Origin of the sequence: Haliscomenobacter sp. (genome assembly GCF_965225875.1) — a bacterium.
GTDB lineage: Bacteria > Bacteroidota > Bacteroidia > Chitinophagales > Saprospiraceae > Haliscomenobacter.
Genome location: NZ_CBDDBS010000002.1, coordinates 363,979 through 381,366, shown reverse-complemented (window position 1 = coordinate 381,366; position 17,388 = coordinate 363,979). Strand labels below are relative to the sequence as shown.

At 47.2% G+C, this 17,388-nt stretch carries 8 protein-coding genes; 5 read left to right on the top strand and 3 right to left on the bottom strand.

What is annotated here, in order from left to right:
- Positions 1-14: 14 nt before the first annotated feature.
- The 3 genes from ACO08K_RS04515 (at position 15) to ACO08K_RS04505 (ending at position 6,982) form a co-directional block, all read left to right on the top strand.
- A complete protein-coding gene (locus ACO08K_RS04515; RefSeq protein WP_421795207.1) occupies positions 15-2,255 on the top strand; it encodes a hypothetical protein in 2,241 nt (746 codons plus the stop codon).
- Between the two features lie 75 nt (positions 2,256-2,330).
- A complete protein-coding gene (locus tag ACO08K_RS04510; RefSeq protein ID WP_421795206.1) occupies positions 2,331-2,777 on the top strand; it encodes a YybH family protein in 447 nt (148 codons plus the stop codon).
- Positions 2,778-2,884: 107 nt separating this feature from the next.
- A complete protein-coding gene (locus ACO08K_RS04505) occupies positions 2,885-6,982 on the top strand; it encodes a hybrid sensor histidine kinase/response regulator transcription factor (protein ID WP_421795205.1) in 4,098 nt (1,365 codons plus the stop codon).
- Between the two features lie 7 nt (positions 6,983-6,989).
- Here ACO08K_RS04505 and ACO08K_RS04500 read toward each other — a convergent pair whose 3' ends face one another.
- The gene (locus tag ACO08K_RS04500; RefSeq protein WP_421795204.1) at positions 6,990-7,550 is read right to left on the bottom strand and encodes a hypothetical protein; all 561 of its coding nucleotides are present in this window, start codon (positions 7,548-7,550) and stop codon (positions 6,990-6,992) included.
- A 49-nt stretch (positions 7,551-7,599) separates the two neighbouring features.
- On the opposite strand from ACO08K_RS04500, the gene ACO08K_RS04495 reads away from it, so the two are divergent.
- Positions 7,600-7,974 carry a DoxX family protein gene (locus ACO08K_RS04495; RefSeq protein ID WP_421795203.1) on the top strand — a complete coding sequence of 125 codons (375 nt, stop codon included), beginning with the start codon at positions 7,600-7,602 and terminating at the stop codon, positions 7,972-7,974.
- Between the two features lie 154 nt (positions 7,975-8,128).
- Here the strand turns inward: ACO08K_RS04495 and ACO08K_RS04490 are convergent, their stop codons facing one another.
- Together ACO08K_RS04490 and ACO08K_RS04485 are read right to left on the bottom strand one after the other, a co-directional pair.
- On the bottom strand, positions 8,129-9,868 hold the full coding sequence (locus tag ACO08K_RS04490; protein ID WP_421795202.1) for a RagB/SusD family nutrient uptake outer membrane protein: 1,740 nt from the start codon (positions 9,866-9,868) through the stop codon (positions 8,129-8,131).
- 45 nt (positions 9,869-9,913) lie between these two features.
- Positions 9,914-13,147: a SusC/RagA family TonB-linked outer membrane protein gene (locus ACO08K_RS04485; RefSeq protein ID WP_421795201.1), complete on the bottom strand. Its 3,234-nt coding sequence runs from the start codon at positions 13,145-13,147 to the stop codon at positions 9,914-9,916.
- 367 nt (positions 13,148-13,514) lie between these two features.
- Between ACO08K_RS04485 and ACO08K_RS04480 the strand changes: the two genes are divergently transcribed.
- Positions 13,515-17,102, top strand: a complete 3,588-nt coding sequence (locus ACO08K_RS04480; RefSeq protein WP_421795200.1) for a VCBS repeat-containing protein — start codon at positions 13,515-13,517, stop codon at positions 17,100-17,102.
- The last annotated feature ends 286 nt before the right edge of the window (positions 17,103-17,388 follow it).

Here is a 17,388-nt window from a genome sequence, read left to right as displayed (position 1 = left end):
TTCAATATCAGGTTTTGCAAAGATTCTACCCTGGGGTACTCAGTCTGTTTTTGGTCATTTCTCTACTTTCCTGTCAGCATCGCCAAAACCTGGAGCCCCTGGTGCCTGCCAATGCCTTGGCAGTGCTTACTACCTCAAAAACTAACATTGAATTGCCCTTCCCAGCCCTTAACTGGAGTAAAGTATTGATGCCATTGAGCAAAAATCAAACTGGAATTTTATACATCAGCACCACCCAAACCACGATTAAAATTTCCCAGATAAAAGGTTTAAAATGGATCACTCAGACCCAATGGCGAGGCGTGCAATTTGAACATTTTGAAGATGGCAAGGGCCAAAAATGGGTGTTGACTCAAATCAAAAAGGTCAAATATCTAGCGCATGAAGCTGTGTTGGTGGAAGAAGCTGCATTGGCGTTTAAAGCGGGAAAACGCCCTGCCTGGATCACTTCATTATCCGCCAATCAGCTCCAGTTTAACTACGCTGCCCTGAGTGATTTTTATGGGCTTAAAGGGGACGCACTGGCAGACCTTTGCAACAATGTTAGTTTGGACCTGGGAACTCAAGTAGGGCATTTCAAGGGGCAGTTGCAATTTGTGAATACTCCTGCCCTGGTTGAACAAGACTTAGCAGCTGTTTTAAACATTGCTCCAGGATCGGCGCGGAGTTTTGTCCCATATTTTGGCGCTGATAGAGCTTTGCCCCAATTAAAGCCCGAATCGGCCTTTTTACTTCATTTTGGACGGGGAAAAATCAGCCAAGCCGCCCTGATTTTGCCCTTTGCCTCGAATGCTTTGGCTCAAAATGCCTTGCAGGAACTGGCCGGAAATTATGGAGCATTAGCTGCCTTAAACTATCAAACTTATACCCTGCAACCCGTCCTGGATATCGGCTTAAATGCTTTGAATATCCGCCAGGCTACGCTTTGCGTTTTTGAGCGTTTTTTGGTCATTGGAGCTTCCGAAAACCTGATGGAGCGCTGGATCGATGCAGTTATCGTGGGCAATACCATTGCCAAACAGTTGCGCCAGCCCCCCAGTGGTTTGTGGATGCGCTTGAGTGCTGATCGAGGCCTCGGCATCTTGATGGCCCAACTCAATCAAATTTTAAACCTGCAATTGGCACTTCCCGATCCCATACAGTGGGAAGGCGAAATAAACGGTAAGAGCTGGACATTTCGGAATGCTCCCAACCTGGAATCCAATAACCAGGCTTCGGCTGAACTTTGGCAGCTGGATTTGCCGCAAGGCAAGGTCACACAACTGTGGGCCATCGAAGCCTGGGACTTGTGCCTGCTTGAAACCGACCAACAACATCTGCTCGTACTGGACCTGGAAGGGAATGTGCACTGGGATAAAAAGCTGGAATCTTCACTCGTAGGCCCTGTGACATCGGTATTACGCCCGGAATTGGGGCAGACTCTGGTTTATTTCAGCACCGAAAAATCCATTCATGCACTACAACCTGATGGTCAGGAAGCGCCAGGTTTTCCCCTGGCCCTAAGTAAGGCTACCACTTCGGGTTTGTGCGTGGGTGGACGCGAGCAGTTTTTGTTTTATTCCAGCGAAGATGGCCGGGTATACGGCATGGACCGGAATGGACAACCCCTAAGTGGCTGGAACCCGGGGCCAAAAATTGGAATGGTAAAACAAGCCTTGAGCTATTTTCAATCGGCCACCGAGGATTATTTACTTGCCCTGACTGAGGAAGGGAAATTCTACGTGTTGGATCGGTCTACCCAGATGCATTTTCCTGCCCAAACGCTTAAAGGGCCTTTTACCAGCTCTCCCCAGTGGCAATGGGACCAACTGAGCCAACGGATAGTGGTTGCGGATGGGCAAGGTAAGGCGCAGGTGTTTACTGAAAAAGGGGAGTCTTTTTCACTGGCGATCGCGGCTGGTTTGTCTGGCGCAACTCGGTTTTGTTTTGCTGATTTAATTGGGGATGGGCGAAAGGATTATTTGACGGCGAATGGGGCACAGTTGTTTTTGTACGCCTATAACCAGGATGATGGATTCCAATTGGTGTTTAAAAAATCTTTCAAGGGGCAAATTGACGGGCTTACTGCCGCAGGGCAAAAGGAAAATGCCAGGATTATTTGTAGCATTTCAAGTGAACATCAGGTATGGTGTTTTTCTGCCAAAGGGAAGGCGCTCAACAGATTCCCGGTTGCTGGGGACCATTTTTCTTTTTTCCCAGCACAAGAAATTATACTTACAACAATTGATAATCGGGTTTATGCTTATGCGTTGTAAAATGGAATGCAATTACATGGCGCCCCCATTGATTCAAAATTAATCTTAACTTAGGAAGTATAAAAACCTAAAACCATGCAAAAATACATTTTCCTTCCGACCTTCCTCTTGTTCCTCCTGGCCTGTGAGCCACAAAATGCGCTCCCCGACCCTGCAAAACTCAAACAGGAAATCGTCGACGCCGAAGCTGCTTTCGCCAAAATGGCCGACGACAAAGGTATTGCCGAGGCTTTTTATACCTTTGCTGCCGAAGACGCCGTCATCAAACGCCAAAACGATACCTTGATCATGGGGCGCGATGGCATTCGACAATACTACAGTGCGCCTTTTTACCAAAGTGCAAAAGTAGATTGGAAGCCCGACTACGTCAAAGTGTCCGCTCATGGTGATTTGGCTTATACCTACGGAAAGTTCACCTGGACCAGCCAAGACAGTACCGGCAAAGTCAACGAAATCAAGGGAATATTTCATACCGTTTGGCAACGGCAAGCTGATGGGAGCTGGAAATATGTTTGGGATTAGGGCATTTGGCATTTAAACTCAATGAAGTGAGGGGGGCAGCAAATAGCCGGAGTTACTACTTTTTCCTAAGGCACTTGTGCTGCTTGGGGCTTATCCTCTTAAACCTATTGCCCAGGGGATACACTCAGCTCCAAAAGCCAAAGCTCCACTTCAAACACATCCAAAACGAAGACGGCCTCGCCAACAGCACCATTGAAGCCATTCACCAGGATCAGCGTGGCTTCATTTGGTTAGGCACCCGCGACGGACTGAACCGTTACGACGGGCAGCAAATGACCGTGTACAGATACAGCCCAAAATATCCCTATAGCCTCAGCGACAGTTACATTACCTGCATTTATGAAGACCGCCAGCACCAGCTTTGGGTCGGTACGCTCAATGGTTTGAACCGTTATGACCCCCGACTTAACCGTTTTACCCGTTTTCAACATACCAATCAGCAGAAAAACAGCCTCAGCCACAACTATGTAACGGCCATACTGGAAGATCACCAAGGCAATTTTTGGGCGACCACCCTCGGCGGAGGCATCAATGTTATGGATCGCAAAACCGGTACTTTTCGCAGTTACCACCAAAATGATGGCCTAAGCAGTACCGAAACCTTTTGTGTTTTTGAAGACATCAATGCTAAAATATGGGTAGGAACTGCTAAAGGCCTCCACCTTTTTGACCCAATTACAAAACGATTTCGGAATATCCTCCTGCCCCAGAACCTGCGTGGTGGCGCTCAACCAGCCATCCGTAGTATCGCAGGATTAAAAAACGGGCATTTGATACTAGGCAGCAGCGACAATGGCCTGATTGACTACGATCCCCGAAGTGGAGCTTGTCTGCAGTACATTCACAGCGACGCCGACCCTTTTTCCATCAGTAGCAATTTGGTACGCAGTGTTTTGCTCAGCAAAAATGGCCAAATCTGGGTGGGCAGCATCAATGGCGGCCTGGATCGTTTTGATCTCACAACAGGCCGCTTCTACAATTACCAAAACGAACCCGACAATCCCCAAAGCCTCTCCCAGCGGACCGTATCTGCCCTTTTCGAAGACAATCAGGGCAACCTCTGGATTGGTACCCACCGCGGTGGAGTGAACCTCTACATGCCCAAAACCGAAAAATTTGAACTGTACCGCCAGGAGCCCCGCCCGAATAGTTTGAGCTACAACGATGTCAAAACCTTTGCCGAAGACCGTTTTGGCTACATCTGGATCGGCACCGATGGGGGAGGACTTAACCGTTTTGAGCGCAAAACCCGCAGCTTTAAACACTACCGCCATCAAGCTTTTGATCCACGCACCATTGGCTCCAACGAGGTACTGGATATTTTTGAAGACCGCCAGGGACAACTCTGGGTGGGTTCCTGGGGTGGGGGCCTGTGTTTGTACGAGCGCGGCGGGGAGCAATTTACCCGCTTTCAAAATCGCCCGGGGGATTCAAAAAGCATCAGTTCCAATTACATCCAAAAGATCTTTGAAGACCGGGAGGGCAATTTTTGGGTGGCCACCTATTTTGGCGGACTGAACCTGTTTGACCGTCAAAGCCAGACTTTTCGCCGCATCACCAAAAGTGAAAGTGGCAAAACCCGTTTACTGGGCAACAACATCGTATCGATCAACGAAGACCAGAGCGGAAACCTCTGGATTGGCACCGACGACGGGGGGCTCAATTGCCTCAACGCCAGTACGGGAGAGTTCAGTCACTATTTTCATCAGAACGAAAAGAAGCCAGACTTGAGGGTTTTGTTTGTGGACAAAAAAGGCCAGCTTTGGTTGGGCCAGGCCGGGTTGTATCGCTTTGACAATCAGCAAAAAAAATTCAAACTGTTCACCCAGCAAGCAGGCTTGGCAACGGAATTCATCAAGGGAATCGCCGAAGATGAGGAGGGCAACTTGTGGGTTTCCACTTCCCATGGCCTCACCAAAATTCATCCCCAAACCTTACGCTTTCGCAAATTCAATACCGCAGATGGGCTCCAGGGCCTGGAATTTGAAGCCAATGCTTATTTAAAAACCAAAGACGGGCAGCTCTTCTTTGGCGGCGTGAATGGCTTCAATACCTTTTACCCCAAAAACATCGCCACCAATGAATACCTGCCTCCGGTCTACCTCACCGATTTTCACATTTACAACGAGAAGGTCTGGCCAGGGGATAAAAGCTCACCTTTATCTCAGGACATCAGTTTGACCGACAAAATAGTACTCAACTACAAACAGGCCACTTTTTCCTTTGACTTCGCTGCGCTGAATTACACCGCCGCCGAAAACAATCAATATGCCTACATGCTGGAAAATTGGGACCAGGGCTGGAATGAAGTGGGTACCGAAAAGCGTGCTTCCTACACCAATGTCAGCCCAGGAGAATACACTTTCCGCGTCAAGGCCAGCAACAACGATGGCGTGTGGAACGAAACCTGGCGTAGTTTAAAAGTGCTGATTTTACCACCTTTTTGGGCCACCTGGTGGTTTCGAACCTTGCTAGTTCTAAGCATTGGCGCTGGTTTGTACTGGTTTTACCGCTTTCGCCGGGATTTGGAACTGCAACGTTTGGAGGAACAAAAACGCGAGGAATTGCACCAATTGCAATTGCAGTTTTTTACCAACATCACCCACGAATTTCGCACCCCTTTGTCGCTAATTTTGGGGCCGATCGAAAAGTTGCTGAAAGAAGAAACCCGCCTGAGTCAACGCAAGGATTACCAGGTGATCCAGCGGAACACCAATCGACTCCTGCATTTGGTTAACGAATTGATGGACTTCCGCAAATCCGAAGCGGGTATCCTGCGCCTGCACGTAATGGAGGGCAACGTAGCCTGGTTTTTAGAGGAGATTGCCGAAGAATTCAGCGCGCTGGCCCAGGAAAAAGGCATTGATTTTGTGGTAAATCCAAGGCGGGCAGGCACTGGTTTTTGGTTTGATCGGCAGATTTTGGAAAAAATCCTCATCAACCTGATCAGCAATGCCTTTAAATACACACCTGTTGGCGGCCAGATAGTGCTGGAAATTGTGGAGAACCTGGACAATTTTAAACCCAGTTTTGCCAGCGAACTGACCCTGAAAAGTGAGTACAAAGCCCAACGTTACCTCTATTTTCGGGTACTCGACAATGGCATTGGTATTTCCAAAGAATCGATCGGGCATTTGTTTGAACGTTACTACCGCATTTCAGATGCGCATTTGGGCTCTGGGATTGGTTTGGCTTTTGTCAAAAGTTTGACAGCACTGCACAAAGGCTTGATTTTGGTGTCCAGCGAGCGGCATCAGGGCACCGAAATTGTGATTGGAATCCCCTGTGCCCGAGAGGATTACGGCTCAAAAGAACTCTGGTTAGATGGCCAGGACAGTCCCGCAACTTTGGAAAGCCTCCAGGCGCAATACGATTATTTTATGCCTTTGGGCGAGGAAAAACCAGAGTTGAATGGCGACTTACCCATGATACCATCCTCCAGCTTTCACATTCTGGTGGTAGACGACAATGAAGAATTGCGCACATTTTTACGCGAAGTTTTGGCTAGTCGCTACCAGGTTTCAGAAGCCCAGGATGGCCAGGAGGCCTACACAAAAGCCCTTGCTGAACAGCCCGACCTCATCATCAGCGACATCATGATGCCGGTGATGGATGGTATTGAGTTTTGTAAAAAAGTGAAAGCAGATCCGCAACTCGCCCACATACCCTTTGTGTTGTTGACGGCGAAAGAGGCCCTGGAATCCAAGATTGAAGGCACCAGCTCCGGGGCCGATTATTACTTCGCCAAACCAATCAGCATCGAATTGTTGGAGTTGAACATCAAAAACATTTTTGCCCAAAAACAAAAAATGGTCGAGCGCTACGTGCAGGATCACCACGCAGAAGTGAAGGATCAGGTACATTCCGCCAAAGACAAACAATTCCTGGAAGCCCTTATCGCTCTGATCGAGGCCAACCTACTCAACTCCGAGCTGAACAGCGACTACCTCTGCACCCAAATGGGCATGAGCCGCACCAAATTGTACAACAAACTCAAAGGTATGACCAACCAGTCGATCAACGACTTTGTGCGCAGCGTACGTTTGAAAAATGCGGTAAAATTGATGGTGAATCAGGATGTTTCCCTTGCTGAGGTGATGTACAATGTGGGCATTCAAACGCAGTCGTATTTTACCAAGGCCTTTAAGGCGGAGTATGGCAAGACGCCGTCGCAGTTTTTGAAGGAATTGCAGGGGCGGGGTTGAACCTAAATTAGCGCTTCAGCACCACAATGCTTTCAACTTTCACCGAGCCAGGAATCTCACTCAAAAGATCAACTCCGTAGAACAATTTTGGGTACTTACTAATATCCATCATGTAAAAAATATCGGGATCTTCCTTGTCTTGCAAGCTTAAAAAACCATCCGGTTCCACAGGGATTCTGGAGTCAACCAAAGCCTGTATTTTTTCAAAACTGTCCCCGACTTGCACTCCTGAGGCTGTTGGGATTTGCTCATCAAAGATGCTTATTCGGGAAATTTGTTGCCGATCCTGCCAGTTGCCCTCCGCCACAAAGGCTCTTTTATTGTGTCGACTAAAAACCAAAGCATTCCAGCTGTGGGATTCATTTTCTTCGTCACTAATCAAGGTACTTTTTTGCTGAAAGCAAGAGGCCCATGGGTTATGAATCGTGGGAATATTTTTATTTAAAAGTTTGGCTTTAATCGCATTGACAGTGATGGAACATGGGGCAAGGGGAGCCCTTCCAGGGCAGATAAGCGGGCCTGCCAAAATGAATAAAAAAATAATGTTAAAAAGTTTAATAAAAACCATTTTTTGTTATAAATTTAAAACTTTTATCATTCCTTAAAACGCTGAAACCATGAAAAGAATTTCTCTAATCTATTGGATCATCACCGGGCTTTTTGCGGCCTTTATGATTTTTTCTTCCATCTCCAACGTGACCTTAGCTCCGGAAGCGGTTGCCTTGTTGAGTGACCATCTGGGGTATCCGAAGTACATCATTCCTTTTTTGGGAATTGCCAAAATTTTGGGTTCCATTGTGATTTTGATTCCTTCCTTTCGCCGCATCAAGGAATGGGCTTACGCGGGCTTGTTTTTTGACCTATTCGGTGCGTTTTTTTCCTTGCTCAAAGTAGAAGGCCCTAAGCCAGAAGTGTTTTTTATGCTGATTTTTATTGGCTTGTTGCTGGCCTCGTATTTTTTGTGGCATAAGAAGTTGGCTACTGCGGCATAGGTTAGAGACAAGCGAGAATTTTTTGATTTGGCGTCAGCCAAATCAAAAAAATTCACAAACAAAAAACGCCAACCAGGATTTCTCCCGATTGGCGTCTTTTGTTTGTAGAAGACGCACAGTCGTACATCTTCTACACCCTATTCACAACCGCGGCTTAGTAGCCAGGGTTCTGCTTCAGGATATCAGCACCGATGATGTCGATCTGATCTTGTGGGATTGGCAGCAATTCATGCTTTCCAGCAGTGAATTTAGCACCACCCAATGTACCTGCCAAGAACTTGGATTCGTAGGTGAGGTAAGCATTGATAGTAGACTCCGCAATGCCCCAACGTACGAGGTCATAGAAACGGTGACCTTCACCAGACAATTCAATCTTGCGCTCAAAACGTACTGCATTGCGTGCAACGTTTTTGTCGGTCCAAGCAGTGTTGTACAAGCCGATCACGTAGTTGGCAGCGTTAGAGCCGTCAGCACGTTTTACAAAGCCAGCAGGGTTAGCAGCACGAGCGCGAACCAGGTTCACATATTCGCGTGCTTTTTCCAAGCTACCGATTTCTACTTCACACTCAGCAGCCATCAGCAGTACATCTGCAAAACGGATGATGGTGAAGTTTTGAGCAGTATAACCAGGAGTCCAGGAGCTGTTGTCTTGCAGAGAACCACGGTCAGACTTGTAATAAGTATACTTCTTAGGAGAGTAAGGACCACCGTTAGGCTGGTTGCGAATCCAGGCCACACCGGGGTGATCTTGCCAATCCAGGAATGGAATACCACGACGGCCAACTGACCAGTCGAGGCGTGGATCCAAAGTACCTGCATCAGGAGTAAATGCATCACTGGAACCAACACCCATGTCCGTTTTTACCTGGTTTGCACCAGTGTTGTAGCTACCATCCAACAGTGGAAGACCATTGGCGTCTACACGGAAAGAGTTCACCAATTCGAAGCTAGGCTGGAAGAATCCACAGCAGTTACCAGGACCGTTAGGACCAGTGTTGTATGGATAGTTCAAGTCAAATTCAGCGTTGGCGTTGTTTACACTACCCGTGTTGGCAGCAGCCTGCCAAGCCCATACGGATTCAGCGTTGTTGTCGTTAGAACCTTTGTACAGGTCGCCATACTTGGCTTCCAGTGCATATTTCTTGCCGTTGCTGGTTACACCATTAGCGATACAAGCGTCGAATTGAGCTTTTGCTTCAGCATACTTCTTCTGATACAAGTAAGTTTTGCCGAGGTAAGCAGCAGCAGCCCACTTGTTTACGCGACCAACTGAGCTCTGAGTAGCAGGCAGGTTGTCCAGTGCATATTTGAAGTCTGCTTCAATCTTAGGCCACAGATCCTGGTTGTTTGGCACTTTTTCAATGCCACTACCATAATCTACACTTTCATCGACATAAGGCGTGTTGTTGTAGTTGCGCTTCAGCTGGAAGTAGTAGTGTGCGCGCAAGAAACGAGCTTGTGCAGCTACACTAGTCTTGGTTGCTTCAGTCACATCTGGCTGTGCATCAGCGATCAGGCGCAACACGAGGTTGGCCCGAGCGATACCTTCATACAGACCTACAAAGTTGTCGCGGATAACCCCTTGCGTTGATTGGTATTCAAAACGCTGGATTGGGTTGATGTCAGAAAAGTCACCGGGGTCGGTACCTTTGTTGGCATCACCACCACGAACACTACCCCAAACCCAGTTGATGGGGTGTACCATCCGGCGGCCACGACCACTTACTTGGGAGTACACAGAAATAAGGGCAGCTTCGATACCCTTTGAAGTAGTCAATTGGGCATTGGCCAACTGACCGGTCGGAGCAACCTCCAAAAAGCTATCCTTACAGGCAAAGCCAATCAAGGCCAGCAGGGCCAGGGCAAAACCAGTAATGAGCAATCTATTTTTCATGTTAGATCATTTATTTAGCTTAACAACTTAAGCAGTTAAGTGTTTTTAGAAACCAACGTTTACACCAAAGTTAAAGCTTCTGGTAATTGGGTAGTTACCTACGTCGATACCGAATTGAGTATCTGCGTTTCCACCTACTGATGGATCCAAACCTTCGTACTTGGTGATGGTCACCAGGTTGTTGGCAGATGCAAAAATCCGCAAACGGGTAATTTTCAACTTAGCCAGTGTGGAAGCTGGCAGGGTATAACCCAATCCCAGGTTCTGCAAACGTACATAAGCCCCATCTTCAACATAGAAAGAGTTGGCCTGGGTGTTGGTACTGAAGTTCGATGCAGTTTCGAAAATTGGAATTTTCGCATCGCGGTTGGTTGGAGACCAAGAATCCTTCACACGTTCTGCAATGGCTGCTCCCTGGAAAGATGGGAAGAAGTCGGTAAACCACTTAGAAGCATTGAAAATCTTGTTGCCGAATACACCGTTGGCGTAAGCAGTGAAGTCAAAGTTCTTGTAAGTCAAGGTCAAGCCGATACCACCCGAGAACTTAGGAACTGGGCTACCCAGATAAGTACGGTCGTTAACGTCGATTTTGTTGTCGCCATTCAGGTCTGCATAACGGAAACGGCCAATGCCTTTACCATCTTGAGCAGGTGAATTCGCAACTTCTTCAGCAGTTTGGAACAAACCAGTCACTTCATAACCAAAGAAGGCAGAAATAGACTGACCCAACTGGTTGCGGATTGGCGTAAGACCACGGTAACCTGGGTTAACGGTAGTCAGGTAAGTCAAACCTGGAGCCAATGAAGAAATTTCGTTCTTCAGTGCACCTGCAGTCACGTTCAGTTCGTACTTCAAGTCACCTACGATGTTGCCACGAGTGATCACCTGGATGTCTACCCCAGCGTTCAACATTTCAGCAATGTTTACAGCAGGAGGAGCTGCGTCAACACCGTTGGTAGCTGCAATAGGCACTTGCAACAACAAATCACGGGTTTTCTTATTCCAAATGTCCAAAATCACGTCCAATTTGCCATTGAAGAAGGTACCATCGAAACCGATGTTCTGGGTAACCGAAGTTTCCCACTTGGCATCAGGGTTACCAATACGAGTCCGGTAGAAACCAGCAACTGCACTGGAGTTGGTACCGTTGATGTCGTAAGAAGAGGCACCAATGCTACCACCAAACAAGTTGAATTGGTTGTTAGGGTTAACGTTGTTGGAGTTACCCATGATCCCGTAACCACCACGGATCTTCAAATCGTCGATCCACTTCAGGTTTTGCATGAATTTTTCGGAAGAGATCCGCCATGCAGCAGAGAAGGCTGGGAACACCCCGTAACGGTTGTTTTCGCCAAAACGAGAAGAACCGTCGCGACGTACCAGACCAGTCAGGATGTACTTGTCGTTGAAATTGTAAGCAACCCGACCGAAGTAAGAAGCGAAGTTTACCCCTTTGCCGTAGTTACTGTTTGGTGGGTTAGTCGTAGTGTTTGGCAAGGTGATGAAGTCTGGATCATTGGAGAATGGGTTCAAACCACTGCCACCGATGCTGCGGAAACGACCATCATTCAGGGCTTCCTGACCAACCAAAACGTCGATACCATGTACCCCAAACTTCTTCTTATAGTTGGCAGTATTGGTAACTACCCAAGCAAAGCTGAAACCACCACCTTCGTTATAGGTAAAGGCGGAGTTGTTTTCAGAGTTCTCGTATTGGATACCGAAGTAGCCGACGTTGTAGTTGTTTCCGTAGTTGCCACCCAAGCTGGTGCGCAGCACCAAACCTGGGATCAGGTCGTACTCGGCATAAATGTTACCAAAGAAGCTGGTGTTGAAGCCACGGTTGTCACGGCCACGGTCGCGGTTAGCAACTGGGTTACGTGGGTTGTTGAAACCTTTAGAAGCAGTACCGGCATAACCACCAAACTCGTCATAAACGGGAATGATGGAAGGCATGCGGAAGGCTTGCAGTACGTCGTTTTCGTCGTCACCAACACCCAAACCACCGTTATCACCAGTTTGACCCAGAATCTGACGGTAAGTAAACTGCAGGTTTTCACCAATGCGCAATTTGTTGGTCAGGTTGAACTCAGAGTTGGCACGGAAAGTGTGGCGTTTGAATTCGTTGTACAACAAGATACCTGATTGATTCTGTGTGCTCAAGCCGAAGTAGAAACGGCTGCCTTCACCACCACCGGAGAAACCCAATGAGTGACGAGTAATTGGTGCAGTACGTGTAACTGCATCGTACCAGTCGGTACCTGCTTTGTTCGCTTTGGTAACCTGATAGATGCCACCACGAGTTGGATCGATGTTGTATTTGGCCTTTTCTGCTTCCAGGTTTACACTACCAATTACACCTGCATTGGCACCAACGCTAAGGTAATCAGGAAGAACCGGAGCATTACCACCCAAACCGATTGTACCAAATTGAGGGTGTGCAAACTTGATACCAGAGTTGGTATAACCTTGGGCAGTCCATTTAGCAAAATCGGTAGGGTTCATCATTGCCTGGCCTTGGCCTGGATCGGTGAAACCATACAGACCATCATAAGTTACACTCAACTTACGAGCGCTTTTTGAGCCTTTTTTAGTGGTGTAAACGATTACCCCACTCGCTGCACGAGCACCATAAATAGAAGCCGCAGCTGCGTCTTTCAATACGGTAGTAGACTCGATATCACCAGGATTGAGGAAGTCAGTAGAACCAACTGGAACCCCGTCCACAATGTACAATGGCTCGTTTCCACCGAAGGAACCGAAGCCCCGTACGCGGATTTGGCTGGTTGTACCAGGCTGACCGTTGGTTACTACCGTTACCCCGGATACGCGACCAGCCAACTGCTGCTCTACGTTACCAGAAGGAACCAGTACCAGGTCTTTGGCTTTTACAGTTGATACCGCACCTGTTGCTTCCCGACGGCTGTCTACGGTGTAACCCGTTACAACCAATTCTTTCAGCGTAGATACGTCTTCTTCTAATGTGATGTTGTAAGCACTTTGTGCGTCCAATGCCACCTCTAGGGTACGGTAACCCACATAGCTGATTACCAGAGCGCCTCCGGTACTGGGCACCTCCATTGAGAAAGTACCATCCAATTCGGTAACTACACCGGTGGCAGTACCTTTTAGCAGAACGTTAACTCCAGGCAGGCCTTCCCGATTGGTGTCAGTGATCTTCCCACTGATCGTCCGTTGTCCCATTGCTGCGATGGCCGGCAAGCACAGCAGCAGGAATACGGCAAGCCTCTGAAGTAGAGCTGAATAGCTGTTTTTCATGAACTAGCAGAATTTAAGATTGGTTAAATAAGAATGTAATTCAAACCCGATTACCCAAATGTCACTAAGCGTTTTTTAAGAATTGTCCATCAAAAATAGTATTTTGGTATAAAATTTGGCGATTTGTTGAAAATAATTATTTTTCATCCAAAGAAGCCCACTTTATCCAAAAAGTTGATGGATTCTCCAAAACCCTATCAGATCAACGTTTTAGTGCAAACGATTGCGGCTTGGACATCGGAAAAAATGTAAAAAAAAATCTTTTCAGAATATTTGAGAATCTTTTTGAGCTGACTCAGAATAAAGCAAAAGCCATTTATCTTGCGGCGGTAAAAAAGGGGAGATTCCCTGTAAACAAGTTAGACCAATGAGAGCGTCGCACCTACTTCTTATTCTACCTCTTTTAATTTGGGGTTGCAAAAACAGCAAAACCAGTCTTTTTGAACAATTGTCGCCTCAAAAAACGGGGGTGAGCTTCAACAACACCATCTCCGACAACGATTCTTTCAACATCATGACCTACGAGTACATCTACAATGGTGGGGGAGTAGGTATTGCGGATTTTAACCAGGACGGCTTGCAGGATTTGTTCTTTTCCGGCAATCAGGTTGAAAACAAGCTATACCTTAATAAAGGAGATTGGAAGTTTGAAGACATTACTGCCTCCGCTGGAGTAGGAGGGAAGGAGCGTTGGAAATCCGGGGTGGCCATCACCGATCTCAACTACGATGGCCGTATGGATATCTATGTGGCCTGTATGACTTACTCCCCTGGACCTCGCCGGGCCAACTTGTTTTACGTCAATCAAGGCAACGACAAAAACGGCGTTCCTACCTTTAAAGAAATGGCTCCGGAATATGGCATCGCCGATACCGCCCATACTACTGCTTGTGCTTTTTTGGACTACGACAATGATGGGGACCAGGACCTGTATCTTGCCGTGAACCATCAACGCAAGGTTGGAAACAAAAACTTGTCAGCTAATTCATTCCATACCAGAAACCCCGATTCCATTTCTTTCAACCACGATAAATTGTACCGCAACGACTGGGATCCGGTGCGTAAACATGCGGTATTTACCGATGTCTCTTTGGCGGCAGGCATCAAAGGGGAAGGTTTTGGCTTAGCCATCAACATTACCGACCTGAACCGCGACGGCTGGAAAGACATTTATGTGAGCAATGATTACCTCACCAACGATCACCTATATATCAACAATCACGACGGCACCTTTACCGATCGATTGAGAGAATACGTCAAACATACCTCTTACTCTGCCATGGGTAACGAGGTGGTCGACTTGAACAACGACGGCTTGGTAGATATTGTAGCTGTCGACATGATGCCAGAGGACAACTATCGGCGCAAAACCATGTTGCCCGCCAACAACTACAACACTTTTCAAAATTTCGAAGAATTCAAATATGTGCACCAGTATGTGCGCAATACCCTCCAACTTAACCAAGGAAATGCTCCGGGAACCAATACTCCGGTGTTCAGTGAAATATCCATGTTTGCTGGAGTGAGTTCAACCGATTGGAGCTGGACGCCGCTTTCGGCAGATTTTGACCAGGATGGCTATCGGGATTTGATCATTACCAATGGTTTTCCCAAAGACGTAACCGACCTGGATTTTGCCGACTACAACTCCAATGCCAATACCTATGCCTCCCCAGGTTTTTTGAACGACAACATTCCTTCAGTAAAACTCAAAAACTACGCTTTTCGCAACCGTGGTGATTTGACTTTTGAAAGTATGGGCGAAAAATGGGGGATTACCGAAACCTCCTTTTCCAATGGTGCCGCATATGGTGATTTGGACAATGATGGCGATTTGGACTATGTGGTCAACAACATCAACGATCCAGCATCGATTTTTAGGAATAATGCTGTCGCGGGTGCCCCGGACGACGACCGCACGGATCGCACCAACGGGTGGTTATCCATTAAATTACACGGTGATTCCCTGAACCCCATGGGGCTGGGCGCCTGGGTTGAAATCCAATACGGCGACAAGCAAAAACAGGTTTGGGAGCACAGCATTTATCGAGGCTACCTTTCTTCCATGCAGGCTTTGGCCCATTTTGGTTTGGGTAAAAATGAAATAGTCGATAAGGTGATCATCACCTGGCCCAATCAAAAGCAACAAGTACTGAATCAGATCAAGGCCAATCAAGTGCTGGACATCAACTACCGTGATGCCAAACTCAATCAGGCACCACCGCCACCTCCGCCGATTCAAGCCTGGTTCAACAATGTAACGGCCAAGACCGGGGTGAACTACGTGCATCCCGAAACTGATTACATCGATTTCAACCTGCAGCCCCTTTTGCCTCACAAACTATCCCAGTACGGCCCTGGCATGGCAGTTGCTGATGTCAATGGAGACCAATTGGATGACTTTTTTGTCTCGGCTGGGCACTTTCGCAAAGGGCATTTCTTTATCCAGAAACCAGATGGCACGTTTCAGGAGCAGGATTTATTAGAAGGACCCGATGGCCGGGACAAACGGGGCGAAGACCTGGGCGTATTGTTCTTTGATGTAGATCAGGATGGCGACCAGGATTTGTACTCGGTTAGGGGCGGAGTGGAATACCCAGCTGATGAGCCTTCCTATCAGGATGTTTTATACCTTAATAATAATGGTAAATTCAGTCCGGCAGTGGGTGCCTTGCCTACTTTCCTCAAAAGTGGTTCTTGTGTCAGAGCAGCCGATTACGATCGGGATGGCGATTTGGATCTCTTCATTGGTGGTCGGGCCAAACACAAAGAATACCCAAAACCGCTGAGCAGTTATTTGCTGCGCAATGAAAGCAAAGCAGGTAAGCCCAAATTTGTGCTGGCAAACGATCAGGTCGCGCCTCAATTGAATGATTTGGGGATGGTTTGTGATGCCTTGTGGACGGATTATGACCAGGACGGCTGGGTAGATTTGATGCTCGCCGGAGAATGGATGCCCCTCACCTTGTTTAAAAACAATCAGGGCAAGTTGAGCAATGCAACGAAAGGTAGTGGGCTGGAAAATTATCCGGGATGGTGGAATAGCCTGATCGGCGCTGATTTTGATGCGGATGGCGACATTGATTACCTGGCTGGCAACCTGGGGCTGAACACGCTATTTAAAGCTTCTCCCAAACAGCCACTTGGCGTATACGCCGCTGACTTTGACGGCAACCAGGGCTATGACGTGATTCCCGCGGTATTTTTTCCCAACCAAAAGGGCAAACCAGAGGAATTCCCTTACCACAATCGCCTGGATATGGACAAACAGTTGATCCTGAGTAAGAGGAGTTACCTGATGCACGCTGAGTTCGCCCAAATCAACATGACCCAATATTTGAGCAACTTTCCCACCATTAAACCACTCCACCTGACCGCTACCCATTTACAAAGCAGTTTTATCCGCAACATGGGCAATGGGAAATTTGTGGTGGAGGCGCTACCCACTGCTGCTCAATTCGCCCCCATTTATGGCATGCTTGCCAGCGACTGGAATGCCGATGGGCATTTGGACGCCCTTTGTGTAGGCAACGACTACGGCATGGAAGTGACCACCGGGCATTGTGACGCCTTAAACGGCTTATTGTTACTCGGGGATGGCAAAGGGGGATTTAAAAATTGCTCCTTGCAACAATCTGGGTTTTATGTACCTGGTGATGCCAAAAGTTTGGTGCAATTGAGCAATGCCAAAGGGGAGTTGTACCTGATAGCTGGGCAAAACCGGGGCCCCTTACAAGTATTTTCTCCTTTCACCTCAAGTCCAAAATTGCTGGACTATACCCAAAATGATGCACGAGCGGAACTGAAACTCAGCAATGGAGAGACTCTTTTTTATGAACTGTATCAAGGAAGTGGGTTTTTATCCCAATCAGCTAGAAAAATCGCGCTTCCTAAAACCACTCAAGAAGTAACCCTGTATGATTTTAAGGGAAAAAAACGAGTTGTTAAAATTTAAACAAAATAAATGGAGTGCATAATAAATTAACCTTTCAACCCTTGCAAATGGCACACTGCCATTTGCAAGGCAGCATTTTGGTAGCCTCATACGTAATAATGTGTTGAATGTAGGGGAATCGCTTTGGTAATATTCCCCCTAGAAAAAAAATCAAAAAATATTTGACGGTTTTTTGATTTTGTCAAAAAAAAGTCGATCTTCGGTATTATGATAGTGTTCAATCAACACCATCTATTTTTTAGCATAAATAGTATCAACCAGTAGCAACCGCTTGACCATTGTTCTG

Bases quoted from the DNA above. Each gene is read 5' to 3' on its own strand.
- ACO08K_RS04510 (WP_421795206.1), top strand. From the start codon at position 2,331: ATGCAAAAATACATTTTCCTTCCGACCTTCCTCTTGTTCCTCCTGGCC.
- ACO08K_RS04500 (WP_421795204.1), bottom strand. From the start codon at position 7,550: ATGGTTTTTATTAAACTTTTTAACATTATTTTTTTATTCATTTTGGCA.
- ACO08K_RS04495 (WP_421795203.1), top strand. From the start codon at position 7,600: ATGAAAAGAATTTCTCTAATCTATTGGATCATCACCGGGCTTTTTGCG.
- ACO08K_RS04490 (WP_421795202.1), bottom strand. From the start codon at position 9,868: ATGAAAAATAGATTGCTCATTACTGGTTTTGCCCTGGCCCTGCTGGCC.
- ACO08K_RS04485 (WP_421795201.1), bottom strand. From the start codon at position 13,147: ATGAAAAACAGCTATTCAGCTCTACTTCAGAGGCTTGCCGTATTCCTG.
- ACO08K_RS04480 (WP_421795200.1), top strand. From the start codon at position 13,515: ATGAGAGCGTCGCACCTACTTCTTATTCTACCTCTTTTAATTTGGGGT.